The organism is Methylomonas sp. 2F7, from assembly GCF_057126975.1.
The window spans coordinates 4420850-4439867 of the sequence record NZ_CP195203.1 but is presented as its reverse complement, the minus strand read 5'-3'; the positions used below and the strand labels follow the sequence as shown (position 1 = coordinate 4439867).

Annotated in this window: 20 protein-coding genes; 14 read left to right on the top strand and 6 right to left on the bottom strand. The window is 51.0% G+C overall.

Annotated features, from left to right (window positions below; genetic code table 11):
* The 4 genes from typA to ACR64Q_RS19975 all read right to left on the bottom strand — a co-directional run bounded on the left by typA (position 1) and on the right by ACR64Q_RS19975 (position 3790).
* Positions 1-1809: a translational GTPase TypA gene (gene typA, locus ACR64Q_RS19990; RefSeq protein ID WP_020484208.1), complete on the bottom strand. Its 1809-nt coding sequence runs from the start codon at positions 1807-1809 to the stop codon at positions 1-3.
* A 107-nt stretch (positions 1810-1916) separates the two neighbouring features.
* Positions 1917-2309, bottom strand: a complete 393-nt coding sequence (locus ACR64Q_RS19985) for a rhodanese-like domain-containing protein (protein WP_313732872.1) — start codon at positions 2307-2309, stop codon at positions 1917-1919.
* Between the two features lie 12 nt (positions 2310-2321).
* Positions 2322-2891, bottom strand: a complete 570-nt coding sequence (locus ACR64Q_RS19980) for a class I SAM-dependent methyltransferase (protein WP_313732871.1) — start codon at positions 2889-2891, stop codon at positions 2322-2324.
* On the bottom strand, positions 2888-3790 hold the full coding sequence (locus ACR64Q_RS19975) for a LysR family transcriptional regulator (protein WP_020484211.1): 903 nt from the start codon (positions 3788-3790) through the stop codon (positions 2888-2890). The genes ACR64Q_RS19980 and ACR64Q_RS19975 overlap by 4 nt, the downstream gene beginning before the upstream one ends.
* 526 nt (positions 3791-4316) lie before the next feature.
* On the opposite strand from ACR64Q_RS19975, the gene ACR64Q_RS19970 reads away from it, so the two are divergent.
* The 8 genes from ACR64Q_RS19970 to ACR64Q_RS19935 all read left to right on the top strand — a co-directional run bounded on the left by ACR64Q_RS19970 (position 4317) and on the right by ACR64Q_RS19935 (position 9776).
* Positions 4317-4637: a phosphoribosyl-ATP diphosphatase gene (locus ACR64Q_RS19970; RefSeq protein ID WP_313732870.1), complete on the top strand. Its 321-nt coding sequence runs from the start codon at positions 4317-4319 to the stop codon at positions 4635-4637.
* A 23-nt stretch (positions 4638-4660) separates the two neighbouring features.
* On the top strand, positions 4661-4876 hold the full coding sequence (tatA, locus tag ACR64Q_RS19965; RefSeq protein WP_020484214.1) for a twin-arginine translocase TatA/TatE family subunit: 216 nt from the start codon (positions 4661-4663) through the stop codon (positions 4874-4876).
* An 8-nt stretch (positions 4877-4884) separates the two neighbouring features.
* On the top strand, positions 4885-5208 hold the full coding sequence (gene tatB / locus ACR64Q_RS19960; RefSeq protein ID WP_020484215.1) for a Sec-independent protein translocase protein TatB: 324 nt from the start codon (positions 4885-4887) through the stop codon (positions 5206-5208).
* Positions 5183-5938, top strand: a complete 756-nt coding sequence (gene tatC / locus ACR64Q_RS19955; RefSeq protein ID WP_313732869.1) for a twin-arginine translocase subunit TatC — start codon at positions 5183-5185, stop codon at positions 5936-5938. Before tatB ends, tatC begins: the two co-directional genes overlap by 26 nt.
* Positions 5931-6614 carry a YggS family pyridoxal phosphate-dependent enzyme gene (locus ACR64Q_RS19950; protein WP_313732868.1) on the top strand — a complete coding sequence of 228 codons (684 nt, stop codon included), beginning with the start codon at positions 5931-5933 and terminating at the stop codon, positions 6612-6614. Before tatC ends, ACR64Q_RS19950 begins: the two co-directional genes overlap by 8 nt.
* 57 nt (positions 6615-6671) lie before the next feature.
* Complete coding sequence (gene argS / locus ACR64Q_RS19945) at positions 6672-8429, top strand: arginine--tRNA ligase (protein WP_313732867.1); 1758 nt, start codon at positions 6672-6674, stop codon at positions 8427-8429.
* Entirely contained in the window at positions 8429-9070 is a 642-nt protein-coding gene (locus ACR64Q_RS19940; protein WP_313732866.1) for an SPOR domain-containing protein, read from the top strand. The genes argS and ACR64Q_RS19940 overlap by 1 nt, the downstream gene beginning before the upstream one ends.
* Positions 9071-9215: 145 nt before the next feature.
* On the top strand, positions 9216-9776 hold the full coding sequence (locus ACR64Q_RS19935) for a FlgO family outer membrane protein (RefSeq protein ID WP_313732865.1): 561 nt from the start codon (positions 9216-9218) through the stop codon (positions 9774-9776).
* A gap of 90 nt (positions 9777-9866) precedes the next feature.
* On the opposite strand, the gene ACR64Q_RS19930 is transcribed toward ACR64Q_RS19935, so the two are convergent.
* The gene (locus ACR64Q_RS19930) at positions 9867-10883 is read right to left on the bottom strand and encodes an asparaginase (protein WP_313732864.1); all 1017 of its coding nucleotides are present in this window, start codon (positions 10881-10883) and stop codon (positions 9867-9869) included.
* Between the two features lie 56 nt (positions 10884-10939).
* Here ACR64Q_RS19930 and ACR64Q_RS19925 point away from each other — a divergent pair, with 56 nt between their 5' ends.
* From ACR64Q_RS19925 to phoU, 6 genes are all read left to right on the top strand, one after another.
* Complete coding sequence (locus ACR64Q_RS19925; RefSeq protein ID WP_313732863.1) at positions 10940-11446, top strand: dihydrofolate reductase; 507 nt, start codon at positions 10940-10942, stop codon at positions 11444-11446.
* Positions 11447-11565: 119 nt separating this feature from the next.
* Entirely contained in the window at positions 11566-12555 is a 990-nt protein-coding gene (locus ACR64Q_RS19920; protein ID WP_313732862.1) for a PstS family phosphate ABC transporter substrate-binding protein, read from the top strand.
* Positions 12556-12770: 215 nt separating this feature from the next.
* The gene (locus ACR64Q_RS19915; protein ID WP_313732861.1) at positions 12771-15050 is read left to right on the top strand and encodes an ABC transporter permease subunit; all 2280 of its coding nucleotides are present in this window, start codon (positions 12771-12773) and stop codon (positions 15048-15050) included.
* Entirely contained in the window at positions 15047-16702 is a 1656-nt protein-coding gene (gene pstA / locus ACR64Q_RS19910) for a phosphate ABC transporter permease PstA (RefSeq protein ID WP_313732860.1), read from the top strand. The genes ACR64Q_RS19915 and pstA overlap by 4 nt, the downstream gene beginning before the upstream one ends.
* 36 nt (positions 16703-16738) lie before the next feature.
* Entirely contained in the window at positions 16739-17572 is an 834-nt protein-coding gene (gene pstB, locus ACR64Q_RS19905) for a phosphate ABC transporter ATP-binding protein PstB (protein ID WP_020484227.1), read from the top strand.
* Positions 17573-17582: 10 nt separating this feature from the next.
* Complete coding sequence (phoU, locus tag ACR64Q_RS19900; RefSeq protein WP_020484228.1) at positions 17583-18302, top strand: phosphate signaling complex protein PhoU; 720 nt, start codon at positions 17583-17585, stop codon at positions 18300-18302.
* Positions 18303-18501: 199 nt separating this feature from the next.
* Here phoU and ACR64Q_RS19895 read toward each other — a convergent pair whose 3' ends face one another.
* Positions 18502-19002, bottom strand: coding sequence for a YfiR family protein (locus ACR64Q_RS19895; protein ID WP_026602610.1), 501 nt, complete (start codon positions 19000-19002; stop codon positions 18502-18504).
* Positions 19003-19018 lie beyond the last annotated feature (16 nt).

Here is a 19018-nt window from a genome sequence, read left to right as displayed (position 1 = left end):
CTATTTCGGGGCGCGTTTGCGTTCGTTTTCAGTCAATAAGATTTTACGTAGACGAATGGATTTTGGTGTCACTTCAACCAGCTCATCATCGCTGATAAACTCCAAAGCTTGTTCCAGCGTCATTTTTTGAATTTTGGCGCAGGTCAAGCTGTCGTCTGTACCCGCGGCACGAATATTGGTTAAAGGCTTGGGTTTGGTTGGGTTAACCACTAAATCACTACTACGGGAATGGATGCCGACTAATTGTCCTTCGTAGATTTCATCACCATTAACCACCAACAACTCACCACGCGCTTGCAGCGGATATAGCGAGTAATCGACCGCTTTACCTTTGGCCATGGAGATCAAGACGCCGCGCACGCGACTGCCAACCGCACCTTCTTTCACGGGGCCATAATGGTCGAAGACATGATAGAACAAGCCGGATCCGGAGGTTGCCGTCAAGAACTCGGTCTGGAACCCCAATAAGCCCCGGGAAGGCACGACGTATTCCAAGCGGATACGGCCTTTGCCATCGGGCACCATGTCTTTCAGGTCGCCTTTACGCTCGCCCAATTTCTCCATGATGGTGCCTTGATGTTGTTCTTCTACTTCAATCGTGACGTTTTCAAACGGTTCCGATTTAACGCCATCAATTTCGCGAATGATAACTTGTGGACGCGATACGCCTAGCTCGAAGCCTTCGCGGCGCATGTTTTCGATCAAGACCGATAAATGCAACTCGCCGCGACCCGATACTTTAAATTTGTCTGGATCATCGGTGGTTTCAACGCGCAGAGCGACGTTGTGCTGCAATTCTTTTTGTAAACGATCATAAATTTGGCGGGTGGTAATGAATTTACCTTCTCTGCCGGCAAATGGTGAGTTATTGACCTGGAAGGTCATGCTCACGGTTGGTTCATCGACCGATAGTGGCGGCAAGGCAACCACATTATTAGGGTCACATAAGGTTTCCGAGATTTTCAGGTTTTCAATACCGCAGAAAGCAATGATGTCGCCCGCTTGCGCGCTTTCCACTTCGACGCGTTCCAAGCCATGGAAACCATACAATTTCAACATCCGACCGCTACGATTTTTACCTTCGTTATCCACGATGGTTAACGGCATATTGCGTGTGACTTTGCCGTGTTGAATGCGACCGATACCGATAACGCCGACATAGGAGTTGTAATCCAGGCTGATGACCTGCATTTGGAAGGGCGCGTCCACCTCAACCGGGGGTGGCGCAACTTTATCAACAATAGTTTGAAACAGCGGTGTCATATCGCCGCCGGATACGTCAGCTTCTAGCCCGGCAAAACCATTTAACGCAGAGGCATACACAATCGGGAAGTCCAATTGCTCATCAGTTGCACCCAAGTTGTCGAACAAATCAAAGGTTTGATCGACCACCCAATCAGGGCGTGCGCCAGGACGATCCACTTTGTTGATGACGACGATGGGTTTTAAACCCAAAGCAAAGGCTTTTTTCGTGACGAAGCGGGTTTGCGGCATTGGGCCGTCAACGGCATCTACTAACAACAAAACCGAATCCACCATCGATAACACCCGTTCAACTTCGCCACCGAAGTCGGCATGGCCTGGGGTGTCGACGATGTTGATGTGATAGCCGTTCCAGTCAATCGCGGTGTTTTTCGCCAAGATGGTAATGCCGCGTTCTTTTTCCAGCGCGTTGGAGTCCATCACCCGTTCGTCGACTTTGGTGTGCGCGTCGAAGGTGCCGGATTGCTGTAAAAGTTGGTCAACTAACGTGGTTTTGCCGTGGTCGACGTGAGCGATGATCGCGATGTTTCTGAGTTTTTCTATCACAATAATTTACTAGATGATTTTTAAGGAACAGATAGGCCGAACGGACAAGCCGCCCAGCGGGATTTAGTTTTGGTTTCCGCGCTGGCGCGGACCGATTGGCTGAGGGATTAACTTTGTTGCCAAGGCAAGCCGTGAAAACGCCAGCCGCCAGTATTGCCGCGGTGCTTGTTTTCATCCAGCGGGCCTTCGAAGCCTTCCAGAATGTTGATTAGATGTTCATAGCCCGCTGCTTCCAGGGCTTTGGCAGCGTCTACAGAGCGCTGTCCGCTGCGGCACAGCAGCAGAATCGGCGTGGCTTTATTCGGGGCGTACTGCCGTACTTGGTCTACGAAACCCGTGTTTAACTGCATGCCCGGAAATTCTTTCCAAGCGACATGAATCGCTTGCGGCGGATGGCCGACAAAGCTGTGTTCGATGGCTGTTCTGACGTCGATCAGTACCGCGGCCGGATTAGTTTGTAATACAGCCCAGGATTGTTTGGGGTCGAGATTTTCTATCATTAATTTACCGCTTCATTTTTGCCCGATAAAACAGGCTTCGTTTCTATTGCCGAATCGCACATCGCCGAGTTTTGCGTATTCTTGGTAAAAAACCACGCTTAAGGGGCTGAATAGCCGCAATAATTCGTTGTTTGCCAGTAAATACTCGGGATTGCTGGGGCCTTGTTGGTCAAGTTTGTTGCGGGTAAATGTTTGATAAAACAGCAGGCCGCCCGGTTTCAAGGCTGCCATTATCGCATTACACAGGGTTCGGTCAAGAAAACGACAGATGACAATCACATCGTAAGCCTGTTGCGCCAGCGTTTCGGCGCTGATATGGCATTGCTGAGTGGCGATTGACAGGCCTTTTTCGGTAGCTTGTTGTTGCAATATTTGTAAAGCGACCAAGGAAATATCCCAAGCGTCCACAGCAAGGCCGGACTCGGCCAGGAGGACGGCGTTGCCGCCCAGGCCGCAGGCCAAGTCCAACGCTTTGCCCTGCTTGGGTAGCAAGTACTGGTGTTGGCTCAGCACCTCGGCAGGGAGTGGCGGAGAGCAGGCATTTCGGTAAATGGTATCCCACTTGTCTTGCAAATCGGTCATGGGTTCATGCCGATCCGATGCGGTAGCCAGGCTTGAATAAACTCTAAAAACGAACGTACTTTGGCCGACAAATATTTGCGGTGCGGGTACACCGCATAAATTTCCAGCGGTGCGATACCGTATTGCTCCATCACTACTTGCAGCCGGCCTTGCTCGATGTCGCGGCCGACGATATAGCGCGGCAACATGATCAGGCCCAAGCCATTCACCGCGGCGTTGCGGATCGGATCGGCCATATTGGCCTGCATCCTGCCCGTGACGGTTACAGTGCGCTCCCCGAGAATGCCCTTGAAGCGCCATTTGTTCCGCGGCGGGATCGCCCAGTTGATCAAGCAGCTATGGTCTTCCAGGTCTTCCGGGTCTTGCGGAGTGCCATGTGCTTTAAGATATTCTGGGGACGCGCAAACGACCAGCGAGGAACTGGCCAACTTTCGGGCTACCAGGCTAGTGTCGTTGAGTTGTCCCAAATAAATAGCCAGATCGACGCCCTCATCGATTAAATCGACTTGTCCGCCTTTCAGCACCATCTCTACGGAGAGGTCGGGGTAGTTTTTTAGATATTCGGTCAAGCCCGGCGAAATATGGCTGGCGCCGATGACCGGTGGCGCCAGAATTTTTAGGGTGCCGCGCGGCTCTGTTTGTAGGTGAGTGATCGCCGATTCCATCTCCGCTACGTCCAGTAGAACTTGCTGGCAACGCTCCAGGTAAGCCTCGCCGGCTTCCGTCAGGCTTAAGCTGCGGGTTGTGCGATTGAATAAACGCGTGTTCAGTTCGCTTTCCAGCTGCATAATATGTTTGGTAGCCATGGCTCTGGAAATATCGAGATCTTTGGCGGCTCCGGCAAAGCTGCCGGCTTTGGCGACGCGGACAAAGACATTCATGCTGGTTAGTTTGTCCATGGTATCTCCTGGAAAGTAAAAAAATCACCAAAAAGCGTTGACATTTCTATTGTTTCTAAATTGTATACAATTTATTTAGTAAAAGCCTAATTGTAAACTTTTTTCTATCCTGTATAGTGCGCTGCAACTGAAGAGCAAGCACATGAAGCCTTGTCAAGCGCAAGATTTAAAAATAGAGAATTTGAGCACAATGAACGACGTTAAAAAAGACATCTTGATCGGCGTTCTTTTTATTGTCGGTGTTTGGAGCTTTATTTCCGGATTGTTCGTCATCTCCACAATGTTATTCGCTGCCACTTCCATATTTAGCAATATGTCGACTAAGGCGCTGCTGAATAGCCGATCCAAGAATTTGTAACTACCTCCTGGTGTTGTAATAACGAGCGGAACCTCCTTCTAAGCACTCCGCTGGTTTTTTTGCCTTCCTCTGCGCAAGCATAGGGAGGCTTTTTTTTGCCGATAGATTTTTTTTGGCTGTTTCGGCAACGTGCTATGATTTTGCAATTTTCAATCTAAACAAAAGCTAATGAGCGAAGTTTTACAGCAATTGGCCCAGGTTCTTGAACAGCGTAAGCTGCAAACTGCCGATCAGTCCTACGTAGCCAGTTTATACGCCAAGGGATTGGATCATATTTTGAAAAAAATAGGCGAGGAAGCCACTGAAACGGTGATTGCCGCCAAAGACGGCGATAAGGATAAAATAGTGTATGAAACCGCCGATCTTTGGTTTCACTGCATGGTGATGTTGGCGCATCAGGAACTCGGGCCGGAACATGTGATCAATGAGTTGCAAAGGCGCTTCGGATTGTCCGGTTTACAGGAAAAAGCGCAGCGCGATGTTTCCTGATGGTTAAAATTAAGGAGTGAACAATGGGTTTAAGCATCCCTCATTTATTAGTAGTGTTAGTTATCGTGATCTTGGTGTTTGGCACCAAGCGTCTGAAGAATATCGGCGCCGATCTCGGCGAGGCGATTAGGGGATTCCGTTCGGCTGTTAAGGAAGGTAGCGAAGATAAGGCGATTGCAAGCAAGGAAGAAGAGCCTTTGGAAGGCGAAGTGACTAATAAAGAAAAAGATCGGGCTTAGTCTGCGATATGTTCGATGTCGGCTTTTCAGAATTGTTGATGGTTGGGTTGGTGGCGCTATTGGTACTAGGCCCGGAAAAATTGCCGAAAGCGGCCCGATTGGCTGGGTTTTGGGTAGGAAAGGCCCGTACTGTGCTGGCGACTGCTAAGGCGGAAATTAAACAGGAATTGCACGCCGAGGAGATGCGCCAGTTAATCCAGCAACAGTCCATAGCCGGCGAATTGCAGAAAGTGGTGCAGGATACTCAGTCGGCCCTTGACGATATTAACTTCAATGCTCAGGCAGCGACCGAAATCAATCAGGACGATGACAAGCCAAGCACCGCTGGGTAACGAGCAGTCTTTTTTTAGCCATTTAGTCGAACTGCGCGACCGCCTGTTGAAGGTGGTGCTATGCGTGCTACTGGTGTTTGTCGCTACCGCAAGCTACGCCAACGAGATTTATGCCTATCTGGCCGAGCCGCTGTTGCAGCACATGCCGAAAAACAGCACGATGATCGCCATTGATGTAGCATCGCCGTTTTTCACGCCGTTCAAACTCGCATTCGTAGTTGCGGTGTTTATTTCCATTCCCTTCATTCTTTACCAGTTCTGGGGCTTTGTGGCGCCTGGCTTATATCGTCATGAAAAGCTGATGGTGGCGCCGTTGCTATTGGCTAGCACGTTGTTGTTTTACAGTGGCGCGGCCTTCGCCTATTTTCTGGTATTCCCGTTGGTATTCGGCTATCTCACGTCGGCGGCGCCGGCCGGGGTGGCGGTGATGACTGATATAGCCACTTATCTCGACTTTGTATTGGCGATGTTTTTTGCCTTCGGGTTGTCGTTCGAAATTCCGATTTTCACTATCGTATTGGTCTGGACCGGCATCATCACCCCCGAGACGCTGTCTGAAAAGAGGCCGTATGTCATCGTCGGAGTGTTTGTCATCGCGATGTTTTTGACGCCGCCCGACGCTTTGTCGCAAACCCTGTTGGCAGTGCCGATGTGGCTGTTGTTTGAATCCGGATTGCTGTTTTCACGCTTATTTGTCAAAAAAGAATCGGCGGCTGAGGATCGTGAATAGTATCGCTCAGCGTTTTGCCAATGTAAGCAAGCAACTCCGCCAGGCCGAAATCGATTCACAACGTCCGCTTGGTAGTGTGCAACTGTTGGCCGTCAGCAAGACCAAGCCAGCGGCTGATATAGCCGCTGCATACCGGATTGGTCAGCGCCATTTCGGCGAAAACTATTTGCAGGAAGCGCTGAAAAAGCAACTGGAATTGGCGGCTTTTAACATTAGCTGGCATTTCATCGGGCCGCTTCAATCCAATAAAACTAAGGCAATTGCCCAGCACTTTGCCTGGGTGCACAGTGTTGATCGTCTGAAAGTAGCCGAGCGCCTCAGCGAGCAGCGTCCGGACTATTTGCCGCCGCTGAATATCTGTTTACAAATCAATATCAGCGATGAAGCCAGCAAATCCGGGATTGAGTTGGCCGATTTGCCGGAGCTGATCGAGCAAGTCAGAAAATTGCCTAACTTGCGTTTACGGGGAGTTATGGCGATTCCGGAGCCGCAGCAGGATTATCAGGCGCAATGCCTGCCGTATCGGCAGCTCTATCAGGCAGTGCGGCAACTTGATCGTAACGATCTCGATACCTTTTCGTTTGGGATGAGTGGTGATTTGCAGGCGGCGGTTGCCGAAGGTTCAACATTGGTGCGGATTGGCACGGCGCTGTTCGGCGAGCGTCCTAGCCAATAATTTGTTTTTAATGGATAATGGCGGCTATTTTCCGATAAATCCCCATTTTTCAACGCGATGAAACAAAAGCTGGAATCCCTGTTACAACAAGCCGTTACAGCCCTTAAAACTCAAGGTATTCTCGAAAACGATTTTATTGCGCAAATCAATTTAGAGCGCACTCGCGATGCGCAACACGGCGACTTCGCCACCAACCTGGCGATGTTACTGGCCAAGCCGGCCAAACTTAATCCTAGACAACTGGCCGAAAAAATCGTCGCCGCGCTGCCGAGCGATGCGCTGATCACCAAGGTTGATATCGCCGGCCCCGGATTTATCAATTTCTTCATCAATCCCGATAGCCAGTTCCAAATTGTCAAACAGATACTCGATGCCGGAGCGGAGTTCGGTTTAAGCAAGATTGGTGCGGGCAAACGTGTCCAAGTCGAATTCGTTTCCGCCAATCCCACCGGGCCTTTGCATGTCGGCCATGGTCGCGGCGCGGCTTACGGTTCGGCTGTGGCGGATTTGCTGGCGGCAGCCGGGTTTCAAGTCGAGCGAGAATACTATGTGAACGATGCCGGCCGGCAGATGGATATTCTGGCTACCAGTGTCTGGCTGCGGTATCTGGAAGCCTGCGACGAGGTTCTGCCTTTTCCGAGTAACGGTTATCGCGGCGAATATGTCCGAGATATTTCCGCTAATTTGCATAAGAAAGCTGGCGACGCCTACCGCCGAGCCGCCGCGCTAGTGATGGCGGATTTGCCCGCCGACGAGCCGCAAGGCGGCGACAAGGAAAAACACATCGATGCGTTGATCGACCGTGCCAAAGCCTTGCTCGGCGACGCTTATAAAGAGGTATTTCAAGCCGGTCTGGACGAAATTCTGGACGATATCAAAAACGACTTGGCCGAATTCGGCGTCAGCTATCAACAGTGGTTTTCCGAGCGCTCGCTGATGGACGATCATTCCGTCGAACAAGCCCTAAAACGTCTGGATGCGGCCGGGTACCTCTACCAGCAGGAAGGCGCCACTTGGTTTGCCTCCAGTCGCCTGGGCGACGAAAAAGATAGAGTAGTGGTACGTGATAACGGTCAGACCACCTATTTTGCTTCCGATATTGCCTATCACATGAACAAGCTGGATCGCGGCTTCGATCAAATCGTCAACATCTGGGGTGCCGATCACCACGGTTATATTCCGCGCGTGAAAGCGGCGATGCAAGCCCTGGGCGCCGACGAATCCAAGCTGAAAGTATTGCTGGTGCAATTTGCGATCTTGTATCGCGGCGACGAAAAAGTACAAATGTCGACCCGCTCCGGCGAGTTTGTCACCCTAAGGCAACTGCGCAACGAAGTGGGTAGAGATGCGTGCCGCTTCTTTTACGTGATGCGTAAATCCGAGCAACATATGGATTTCGATCTGAAGCTGGCTACTTCCAGAAGCAACGAAAACCCGGTTTATTATGTGCAGTATGCGCATGCCAGGGTGTGTAGCGTGTTGCGCCAGATCGACGAAAAAGGTCGGCAACGCAATCCGCATTTGGGTACGGAGCATCTGAGTCTGTTGACCGAAGAGCAGGAAGCCGCGTTACTGACTACACTTTCCAAATACCCGGAAGCTTTGGAACGTGCTGCTGTGAATTACGAGCCTCATCAATTGATTCATTACTTGCGTGAGCTGGCCAATCAGTTCCACAGTTATTACAACGCACACCAGTTCCTGGTAGACGACGACAAACTTTGTAATGCCCGCATTAATTTGATTTGTGCCGTCAAGCAAGTATTGGTCAACGCCCTATCCTTATTGAAAATCAATGCACCTGAAGCGATGTAATGGCCAGAGACTATAAGCACCGCGTTCAAAGCCCCAGTTACACCAACAGTCGCAGAAAGCCGAAAAAATCTTCGGTTGCACCTTGGCGTTGGTTGCTGGTCATCGCGCTGATTGTAGCTTTTGGGGTGTTTTTGAACATGATCCGCAAAATGGTTCCGGAATTAGTTGCCGGCAAACCCGAGGCGGAAACACCGCAAATAGTGGAAAAATTAAAGCAGGAATTACCGGTCAAACCGCAAACTCAAGCGGTCGTTGAGCCGGAAAAACCGGCGGAGCCGTCACAACCTGCGGAACCGGAAGAGCCGCGTTACGATTTTTATACCATACTGCCACAGGCGGAAGTGGTGGTGCCCGATTACGAAATCAAAACCCGGGTACGTGAGCAGCTGGTCGGTAAAACCAAGGCTGCCAAATACATTATGCAGGCGGGTTCCTTCCGGGAGGCCTCGGAAGCCGAACGCCACAAGGCTAAGCTGGCATCGCTCGGCATAGAGTCCCGGGTCGAGAAAGCTAAAGTCGGCAATGTTATCTGGCATCGCGTTAAGGTCGGTCCCTACGATAATCCCGCCAGCGTTTCCACGATTAAGGAATTGCTGCAGAAAAACGGCATCGGTGTGATTGTTACCGAAAGCGGTCAATAAGCGTTCAAAAATATCCAGGGTTTTGCCTGGCATCGTTCAAGCAATTCTCCAGCGCAATGCTGTGTATACTGCGGTAGTAAATTAGATTGACTGGCTTGCTGTTTTAAGCTCTGATAACTTCAACAATTACGAGAGGAGAGGTCTTATGGTTAACAAAAAGACGATGGTGCTGATGCTGTTGGCGCTGATGATGCTGAGCGGTTGCAGCCGAGGGTTTCGGGCTAGCGAAGTCAAAGATGACGATTTGGTCGAGGTAAGCTTCGAGGCGGTTGATCAGCTGATTCTCGATTTGCGCGAACCTTTACCTAAAGGTAGTTTGGTGGTTATCAATTCGCTGGTTAATGTCGGCGAACTGGAGCAAACGCTGGCGTTTGGCCGAATTGTCTCCGATCAAATTTCCTCGGCCTTTCATCGTTCCGGTTACCGGGTGATGGGTATGGAGTTGCCTACCGAAATTTTTGCTAAAAACGAAGCCGGCATTCTGCAGCTACCAGATAAAACCAAGGAAGCTTTAAATAACGTCGGGGCTAAAGCGGTCGTCATAGGATCGTTTGCGCCAGGCTACAACAACGTCTACGTTTCGCTAAGGGTTGTGGACATCGCCAGTCAGAACGTAATTTCCTCCACCGACTATTCTGTGTCGATGGGGCCGGATGCCAAGGTTTTGGTTAAAAAACCGCCAGTACCCGCGCCAGCTAAGCCATAGTGCCCAACTATTAAGCGGATTGCCTTTTGGCAATCCGCTGCTCGCTACAGTTGAGCCATCAGGCTCGACGCACTATAAATCCAACCGTAATCACAGCTGTTCGTGGGCCAAGTTCTGTGCCAAAAACCCAGAAATTGCCGGCGGTGTGTCGAAATTGCCGTAAGCCAATAGTAATTTGGCGTAAGCCGCTTCCAACGACGTATTCCAGATCATTTCCGCGCCCACATCCAACAGCTCGTGAGTTGAGGCGTATGCGCTTTCTGAATATAGCGCCGGTGTCAGATAAATTTTGACTCCCTGTCTGATGCAATGTTTGACGAACTCCACCAGGCTGTATTGCTCTCCTGCTGCACTTGACGCGCAAGCCGTCCCGGAATGGTACAGGTCGTGCAGCACTGCATCGACGTTATCGAGATTGTAGGCAGAGTAATCCAGGCCGGGATAAGGTCTGATCACCAATATTCGCTTGGAAAAGTCGGGTTTAAGCGCAATTGGCGAACGCGTACCTAGCTCCAAAATTTGCAGAGGCTGGAACCGCCCGTCCTCGAAGCGCATCCAGGCCTGCGACTGCACGCTGATGAAATCGCTACTTAACGGCAGGCAGGACGATAGGCGACAGCCGAGATGAATCAGCATCGCTTGTCCTGGATTTCGATACGGCACAAACACGCCGGCTCGGCCGAGTTGGCGGATAAATTCCACTGCACACAGAAAGTTGGCCACGCCGTTGGCTTGGGGATTGTCTAGCGGCAGATCGCTGGAAACCAGCAGTAGCGGAATCGACAAACCATTAAAATACAGGCTCAGCGCAGCGGCGCTAAATGCCAGGCTGTCGGTGCCGTGGGTGACGATGATGCCGTCGAATTGGCTTAAATCCTCGGCTTCAATCGAAGCGATGATCTGCGGCCAGTGGCTGGGATGCAGGTTTTCGCTGAGAATCTGCACGGGCTGCAAGGTCTTGAAGTTTACCGAATTGGGCTTGGGATCTTGTTCTGCAAAGCGTTGCAATAACTTAAAACCGGCGTTGCCGTCGGTACTGATGGTGTCGCCGCGAAGCTGCGAACCAATGGTGCCGCCGGTAAACACCAGCAGGATGTTTTTCTTCATAAACGATGGTTTCTAGTATGATGTTTTGTTCACAAAGCCCATCTTAAACACTCCGCATGAAAATATCACTGATCGTGGCGATGGCCAGTAATCGTGCCATTGGCCTGAGCGGCCAAATGCCCTGGCATCTCTCGGCTGACTTGAAGCGCTTCAAACAAATCACCATGGGTGCGCCGATCTTGATGGGCCGTAAAACCTTTGAGGCCATCGGCCGGCCTTTGCCGGGCCGGGAGAATATCATTGTCAGCCGCGACCCGAGTTATCAACAGCCTGCTTGCCAGGTGTTTACTGACATCGATAGCGTGTTGCAACGCTATGCCGATAGCCCGGAATTATTCGTGATTGGCGGCGCCACCTTATACGAAGCAATGCTGTCGTATGCCGATTATTTGTACCTGACCGAAATCCACAAAACTTTCGCGGGCGACACTTTTTTCCCGGAGATCGATGCCAGTCAATGGCGGGAAGTTGCCAGGGACGATGTTAAAAACGATCAAGCCGTTGATTTTAGCTACAGTTTTTTAAAGCTGGAACACATCCGGGTTGGTTCTGGCGGGCGCTAGATTTTAGCGGTCGGTTAGAATTGGGCATTTTTGTCATAAAACTGTCACATTTGCTTCATACTATTGTCATGCTAGGTTGGCAATATGAATCTTAAGTTTTAAACATTTCGAGAAAATATATGAAAAATACATTCAAGCTGAAATCGCTGGTTTTAGGATTTGGTTTTGCATCGACTGCTTTGCTCGGCGGTGAAGCAGTGGCGGCTCCCGCGACATTGGATCCGGCTTTGCCTGAATATGCGGCAGCCAGCGGCGTGTCCGGCAACATCTCCAGCGTTGGCTCGGATACTTTGGCTAACTTGATGACCTTGTGGGCCGAAGAATTCGGCAAGATTTACCCCAACGTCAACATTCAGATTCAAGCAGCCGGTTCTTCGACCGCTCCACCAGCGTTGACCGAAGGCACCGCTAATCTGGGTCCGATGAGCCGGAAAATGAAAGATAACGAAATCGACGATTTCGAAAGCAAATACGGTTACAAACCGACCGCGATTCCGGTTGCTATCGATGCCCTGGCAGTGTTCGTCAACAAGGATAATCCGGTTAAAGGCTTAAGCATTCCGCAAGTGGATGCCATTTTGTCCTCAACCCGTAAATGTGGTTATGCCACTGATATCACCACTTGGGGCCAAGCCGGCCTGACGGGCGGCTGGGCAAGCAAACCAATTCAGTTGTATGGCCGTAATTCGGTGTCCGGTACTTACGGTTTCTTCAAAGACGAAGCGCTGTGCAAAGGCGATTTCAAAAGCAACGTCAACGAACAACCTGGTTCCGCTTCGGTTGTGCAATCGGTTACTACATCTGCAAACGGCATCGGCTATTCCGGTATCGGTTACTCCACCTCGGGTGTAAAAGCCGTGCCTTTGGCCTTGAAAGATGGTCAGCCGTTTGTTGAAGCTTCTCCTGAGAACGCCACATCAGGTGCGTACCCGCTGTCTCGTTTCTTGTACGTTTACGTCAACAAAAAACCTAATGAGCCGTTGGCTCCAATGGAAAAAGAGTTCATTAAAATGGTGTTGTCTAAAACCGGCCAACAAGTCGTGATCAAGGACGGCTACATTCCGCTGCCAGCCAAGGCCGTAGAAAAAGCCTTGACGCTGATTCAGTAATTAAAACAGCCAAGGATGTCTGATAAAGGGACAATTCTGCATGGATGCAGCAAGGGATTGGCTAATGGAAACAATGTCATTACCTCCTCTCGCCAAGTAATGGCGGATGATCTTGTATAATATCAAGCCGATAATTCCTAAGTTTTATCGGCTTTTTTGTCTCTGAATGCGTTGCAATTTTCCAGCGCCGCTTTGTTAACCAACGATACCTTGTTATGACTGAAGCCCATTTTACTCAAACGAAAGCCACGCTGTTTCAGACAGCGACTAGCGACCGTTACCAGCGCTGGCGTCTGGTCAAAGACAAGATGGTGGCGCGCGGCGTGGTAGCCGGTGGCTTAAGTATCATCCTCGCCGTGGTGTTGATCTTTTTTTACCTATTGTATGTGGTTTTCCCGATACTGCTGCCGTCCCACGCGGAAGCGGTCGCTCGTTACGACGTGCCCGAGCGGGCGCTGGGCAATACCGTTTTCCTGTCGATGGAAGAGCAGAACGAAGTGGCGGTGCGTTTTACCGACACCGGCAAAGCGATATTTTTTAGCGTCGCCACCGGCCAGCTGATTCGCACCGAGGTATTACCGATTCCCGAGCAAGTGCAAATCACCAGTTACGCCCATGGCGGCGTCGATAAAGGTGTTATCGCCTTTGGTTTGTCGGATGGCCGTGCCGTGGTCGTCAGGCACGATTACAAACTGTCATATCCCAATGGCAAGCGGGTAATTACTCCCGCTATTCAATATCCGCTAGGCGCCGAACCGCTGGTGGTGGATAAGCAGGGCCAGGCGCTAGTCAAGTTGGCGGTGAAGTTAGGCGATAAAAACAGCACTTTGCTGGCAAAAACCGCCGATAACCGCATGGTCTTGACTAGTCTCAGTAAAAAAGAATCGCTGTTCGACGATGAAGCCACTTGGGAAGCCACCGATTCGGTGGTTGAGATGGCCGCGGATGAAGTGGATTTCATCCTGCTGGATAAAGAACTGCGCAATCTGTACCTGGCCAGCCGTGCCGGGGATTTGACCGTAGTCGATATTCTCGACAAGAGCAAGCCCGAGATCAAACATAAATTGAATGTGCTGCACCAAGGCGTGCAAATCAGCAGCATGGAGTTTTTGAACGGCGATATTTCGCTATTGATCGGCGATACCAGCGGGGTGATGGCGCAGTGGTCCATGGTCCGCGACCAGCAAAACCATTTCAGCATTGAAAAATTGCGGGCGTTTAAGGTATCCGACGCGCCGATTATTACCATTAACCCGGAACAGCGCCGCAAAGGCATGTTGGCAGCCGACGCCAACGGCGAGATCGGGATATACAGTTCCACCGCCGCACGGGAATTGATCAAGGAAAAAATCGCCGGCGGAAAGCCTGTTTCCGTCACCTTGTCGCCGCGCGCCAATGCCATGTTACTGCAAACCGAAGACGGCAAAATCAATCATTGGACTATCGAAAACGAACACCCGGAAGTATCGTGGAGTTCGTTATGGAACAAGGTTTGGTACGAAAGTTATCCAAAACCCGATTACATCTGGCAATCATCGGCGGCCAGTAACGATTTCGAACCGAAAATGAGCTTAACGCCGCTGGTGTTCGGCACCTTAAAAGCTTCGTTCTACGCGATGTTGATGGGCGTGCCGCTGGCTTTGTTTGGGGCGATTTATACAGGCTATTTCATGGCGCCCAGCGTGCGCCAGTACGTGAAGCCGGGCGTGGAAATCATGGGCGCATTGCCGACCGTGATTCTGGGCTTTTTGGCCGGTTTGTGGCTGGCGCCTTTCGTGGAAGCCAATCTGACCGGGATTTTTGCGTTGTTGATGATCGTGCCCTTGTCGGTGATGATTTTTGCTTATTTTTGGCAATTCGTACCGGAACAAACCCGTCACAAAATTCCCGACGGCTGGGATGCGGTGGTGCTGATCCCGGTGGTGATATTCGGCGCCTGGTTGTCTTTTCAGTTAAGTCCGTCCATCGAAGCCTTGTGTTTTCACGGTGATTTGCGCACCTGGATGCGTGAGGAATTCGGCATCGGTTACGATCAACGCAATACTCTGGTGGTTGGTTTAGCGATGGGTTTTGCCGTGATTCCGATGATTTTCTCCATTGCCGAAGATGCGATTTTCAGTGTACCCAAACATTTGACGACCGGTTCGTTGGCGTTGGGCGCTACGCCTTGGCAGACCATGACCAAGGTGGTGTTACTGACCGCTAGCCCCGGCATTTTTTCGGCGATCATGATCGGTTTCGGCCGTGCGGTCGGTGAGACGATGATTGTGTTGATGGCTACCGGCAATACGGCGGTGATGGATTTGAGCATCTTTCAGGGTCTGCGCACGCTGTCGGCTAATATCGCGGTGGAAATGCCTGAATCGGAAGTGAATAGCACCCACTATCGGGTGTTATTCCTGGCGGCTTTGGTACTGTTCATGTTCACTTTTGTAGTCAACACGCTGGCTGAAGTCATTCGGCAGAATCTAAGACAAAAATACAGCTCATTATGATTAAAGCATGGTTTAAGAGCGGTTCGCCCTGGATATGGATGACCGCCGGCGCGGTCAGTTTAAATCTGATACTGGTGGTGGGCTTGCTGCTGCTGATTGCGGTGCGGGGCTTGGGACATTTCTGGCCGGCTGACATCATTGAATATCGTTATCAAGATCGCGATGGCCCGGAAAGCTCCATCATCGGTGAAGCGGTGGCGACTTCGTTACTGCCCGCAGCGCAAGCCAGGGCCGCCGGCCATGATTTGCTGGATAACGGCGAATATTTGGTGCAGCATCTCGTAAAAACCGGTAACCGCGATATTCTCGGTAGCGATTTTCGCTGGATCCAGCAGCAATACATTCACCGCCAATCCACGCCGGACGATTTGATCATGGTCGAACGCCGTGAGTGGGGCAATTTCTACGGCAGATTGCTGGCGGTGAAGGAAGACGGCGTGGTAATCGCCCAAGGCGAGCAGGCCTGGCAGGTGGCGCAGCAGAAACTGGCGACAGTGTTGGAACAACACGACGAAATCGATAGTTTACAAGACCATGAAGTTGGGGCGATCAACTATGAATTGGAGCGTCTGCGTCTGAAGCAACGCGGCTTGGAACTGAAAAATGCCTGGAACGATGCGGCTAAGCAGGAGTTTGCCGCGCAAAAACAGACTTATGAAAAACAATACCAAGTGATCCAGCAACAAATCGGCAAGCTGAGCAAGGAAAGCAAGCGCTATAGCTTGCTGGTTGCGGAAGCCGGAAACAAGGAAATTAGTCTGCCCTTGAATCGGGTGGTGAAAATGACCCGCCCCAACACGATGAGCGTGCTGGACAAATGCGGCGAATATGTCGCTAATTTCGCCACTTTTGTGAGCGACGAACCGCGTGAAGCCAATACCGAAGGCGGTATTTTCCCGGCTATTTTCGGTACTGTGTTGATGGTGATGCTGATGGCGGTCGTCGTCACGCCGTTCGGGGTAATCGCTGCGGTTTACCTACGTGAATACGCCAAGCAGGGCTTTATTACCCGAGTGATCCGAATTGCCGTTAATAATCTGGCCGGCGTACCGTCCATCGTTTACGGTGTGTTCGGCTTGGGTTTTTTCGTGTACATCATCGGCGGCAATATCGACAGCTTGTTTTTCCCGGAAGCCGCGCCCGCCCCGGTTTTCGGTACGCCCGGTTTGCTGTGGGCCTCGTTAACCCTGGCTTTGATGACCCTGCCGGTGGTAATCGTGGCCACCGAGGAAGGTTTGTCGCGGATTCCCAAATCGATTCGAGAAGGTAGTTTGGCGCTGGGCGCCACCAAAGCCGAAACCTTGTGGCGCACGGTATTGCCGATGGCCAGTCCGGCGATCATGACCGGCTTGATTTTAGCGGTGGCACGCGCCGCCGGCGAGGTAGCACCTTTGATGCTGGTCGGTGTAGTGAAACTGGCGCCGACTTTACCTTTGGACGGCAATTTTCCTTATTTGCATCTGGATAGAAAGTTTATGCATTTAGGGTTTCATATTTACGACGTCGGCTTCCAGAGTCCGAATGTCGAAGCCGCCAGACCTTTGGTTTACGCGACGTCATTATTACTGGTGATGGTGATTATTGGTCTGAATATGTTCGCTATCTCGATACGTAACAATCTGCGGGAAAAATACCGCGCCCTGGAAAACTAATTTCGCATATCCATCCGGAAGACTGGACCCCATACCATGACAACAGCCCAAAAGAATACCCACGCCATTGACATTAGCGCGTTGAAAAGGGAAGACAGAAAAAGCGCCGAGCAGCTAGAGACTTGCATCAAAGTCGAAAATCTGGATTTGTTCTACGGCCAGAAGCAGGCCTTGCATAGCGTGAATATGGAAATGCCGCACAAGAAAGTGACTGCCTATATCGGTCCCAGCGGTTGCGGGAAATCGACGCTATTGCGCTGTATCAACCGGATGAACGATCTGGTCGACGGCGTCACCATCAAAGGCAAGATTCTGCTGGATGGCGAGGATATTTACGATAAATCGGTCAATGTCGCAGCTCTGCGCCGGCGAGTGGGCATGGTGTTTCAAAAGCCCAATCCGTTTCCGAAAACCATTTACGAAAACGTGGCCTACGGCCTAAGGATTCAAGGCATCAACGATCGACGTATACTCGACGAAGTGGTGGAAAAATCCTTGCGCGGCGCGGCGCTTTGGGATGAGATGAAGGATCGACTGAACGACAATGCCTTGGGTATGTCCGGCGGTCAACAGCAAAGGTTGGTGATTGCCAGGGCAATTGCCATTGAGCCGGAAGTGATCCTGTTGGACGAGCCGGCTTCGGCGTTGGATCCAATCTCGACCTTGAAAATCGAAGAATTGATTAACGAATTGAAAGAAAAATATACGATAGTGATCGTTACCCATAATATGCAGCAGGCGGCGCGGGTATCCGATTTCACCGCTTTTATGTACATGGGCGAATTAATCGAATTTGGTGAAACCAGCGAGTTGTTTACCAATCCGGCGAAAAAACAAACAGAAGATTACATTACCGGCAGGTACGGCTAGGAGGTAGACAATGGATAACAGCAAAATCAAACAGCACATTTCCCGTCAATTCAACGAGGAGATGGAAGACATTCGCAACAAAGTGCTGACCATGGGCGGCCTGGTTGAGCAGCAAGTCGATTTGGCGACCAAGGCTTTCATGAGTAACGACATGGAGAATGCCGAAAAAGTGGTGCAGCAGGACCAGTATGTCAACGAGATGGAAAAAGACATCGATCACGAATGCACCGAAATCATGGCCAAGCGCCAGCCGGCGGCTTTTGATTTACGCATGTTGATTGCCACTATCAAAATCATCACCGACCTGGAACGGATAGGCGACGAAGCCGCACGTATCGCCAAAATGACCATGCGTCTGGAAGGTGCCGATTATTATCAAGACAAGTACTATGAAATTGAACATCTCCTGAATTTGGTCAAGGACATGCTGAACGGCGCCTTGGATGCCTATGCCCGAAATGATGTCGAGGAAGTGATTGCCATCACCGAGCAGGACGCCAAGGTAGACCGGGAATACACCAGCATCACCCGCCAATTGATCACGCAGATGATGGAAAACCCGCGTAACATCACCAGAGCCTTGGATATGTTGTGGGCAGCCAGGGCTTTGGAGCGGATAGGCGACCACTCCTGCAATGTCTGCGAGCAGGTAATATACATGGTGAAAGGCAAGGATGTGCGCCATCTCAGCCGCGAAGAACTGGAACGTACCGTTAATTCGGTGCGCTAGTTATAAGGCCAATTTGATTCAGGGTATCGGTTAATCCTGTACCCTGATTTACTTGTTCAGATACTTGGGTGTGCCGCCCATCAGTTCCAAAGTCGCACATATGCATTCGACGGCACAGATACAGACCCGTGCGCGGCGGCGAGTTCAGTAACTCTCGTTGAGCCATGTTCAAAATTGTCCAGAGAATTGCTACCGGCAGCTACTCAATCAGCCGCGAACTGCGCAATAGCTTGGAACTAATCGCCAGCCCTATTCGCGTCACATTTTTCAGTTGTATAACCGGTTGAACCCGAAGGCCGTCGTTAGCCAGACGGATCATGCCGCCTCGGTGTTCGAAATCGGCGATATCGCTGACCGTCAACACCGGAAATGGTCTGACAAACTCCAGGGTCGCGGCGAGAATTCTTTCCTGTTGCGCCGGAATATAAATTACTTGGCATTCGTGCAATTGTTCGGGTATTGGGTCGATAATCAGCTGAATCGGTAAGTCGTTTACCCGCTCGCCTTCGATCAGTTTTGCCAGTATGCCGGTGACCGGCGAATTGGCGTAACTGCAAAACTGAAACGCCTTATTGGCTGTCGGCCAAGTAACGAAGTAGGCAAAGTTGTATAAATACGCTGCTTTAAGTTCTGTCTCGTTAAAGCGCGGCTCGTCCGCTCTGCCCGACTGCGGCGATGGTAAACAGCTTAGCAACAGCATTAACACACACCGCCGC

Excerpts from the sequence above, each read along its gene's own strand:
- ACR64Q_RS19935 (WP_313732865.1), top strand. The coding sequence starts at position 9,216 with ATGGTTAACAAAAAGACGATGGTGCTGATGCTGTTGGCGCTGATGATG.
- ACR64Q_RS19970 (WP_313732870.1), top strand. The coding sequence starts at position 4,317 with ATGAGCGAAGTTTTACAGCAATTGGCCCAGGTTCTTGAACAGCGTAAG.
- ACR64Q_RS19915 (WP_313732861.1), top strand. The coding sequence starts at position 12,771 with ATGACTGAAGCCCATTTTACTCAAACGAAAGCCACGCTGTTTCAGACA.
- ACR64Q_RS19920 (WP_313732862.1), top strand. The coding sequence starts at position 11,566 with ATGAAAAATACATTCAAGCTGAAATCGCTGGTTTTAGGATTTGGTTTT.
- tatB (WP_020484215.1), top strand. The coding sequence starts at position 4,885 with ATGTTCGATGTCGGCTTTTCAGAATTGTTGATGGTTGGGTTGGTGGCG.
- phoU (WP_020484228.1), top strand. The coding sequence starts at position 17,583 with ATGGATAACAGCAAAATCAAACAGCACATTTCCCGTCAATTCAACGAG.
- ACR64Q_RS19895 (WP_026602610.1), bottom strand. The coding sequence starts at position 19,002 with ATGCTGTTGCTAAGCTGTTTACCATCGCCGCAGTCGGGCAGAGCGGAC.
- pstA (WP_313732860.1), top strand. The coding sequence starts at position 15,047 with ATGATTAAAGCATGGTTTAAGAGCGGTTCGCCCTGGATATGGATGACC.
- tatC (WP_313732869.1), top strand. The coding sequence starts at position 5,183 with ATGACAAGCCAAGCACCGCTGGGTAACGAGCAGTCTTTTTTTAGCCAT.
- argS (WP_313732867.1), top strand. The coding sequence starts at position 6,672 with ATGAAACAAAAGCTGGAATCCCTGTTACAACAAGCCGTTACAGCCCTT.
- tatA (WP_020484214.1), top strand. The coding sequence starts at position 4,661 with ATGGGTTTAAGCATCCCTCATTTATTAGTAGTGTTAGTTATCGTGATC.
- ACR64Q_RS19930 (WP_313732864.1), bottom strand. The coding sequence starts at position 10,883 with ATGAAGAAAAACATCCTGCTGGTGTTTACCGGCGGCACCATTGGTTCG.
- ACR64Q_RS19980 (WP_313732871.1), bottom strand. The coding sequence starts at position 2,891 with ATGACCGATTTGCAAGACAAGTGGGATACCATTTACCGAAATGCCTGC.
- ACR64Q_RS19985 (WP_313732872.1), bottom strand. The coding sequence starts at position 2,309 with ATGATAGAAAATCTCGACCCCAAACAATCCTGGGCTGTATTACAAACT.
- ACR64Q_RS19975 (WP_020484211.1), bottom strand. The coding sequence starts at position 3,790 with ATGGACAAACTAACCAGCATGAATGTCTTTGTCCGCGTCGCCAAAGCC.
- pstB (WP_020484227.1), top strand. The coding sequence starts at position 16,739 with ATGACAACAGCCCAAAAGAATACCCACGCCATTGACATTAGCGCGTTG.
- ACR64Q_RS19940 (WP_313732866.1), top strand. The coding sequence starts at position 8,429 with ATGGCCAGAGACTATAAGCACCGCGTTCAAAGCCCCAGTTACACCAAC.
- ACR64Q_RS19925 (WP_313732863.1), top strand. The coding sequence starts at position 10,940 with ATGAAAATATCACTGATCGTGGCGATGGCCAGTAATCGTGCCATTGGC.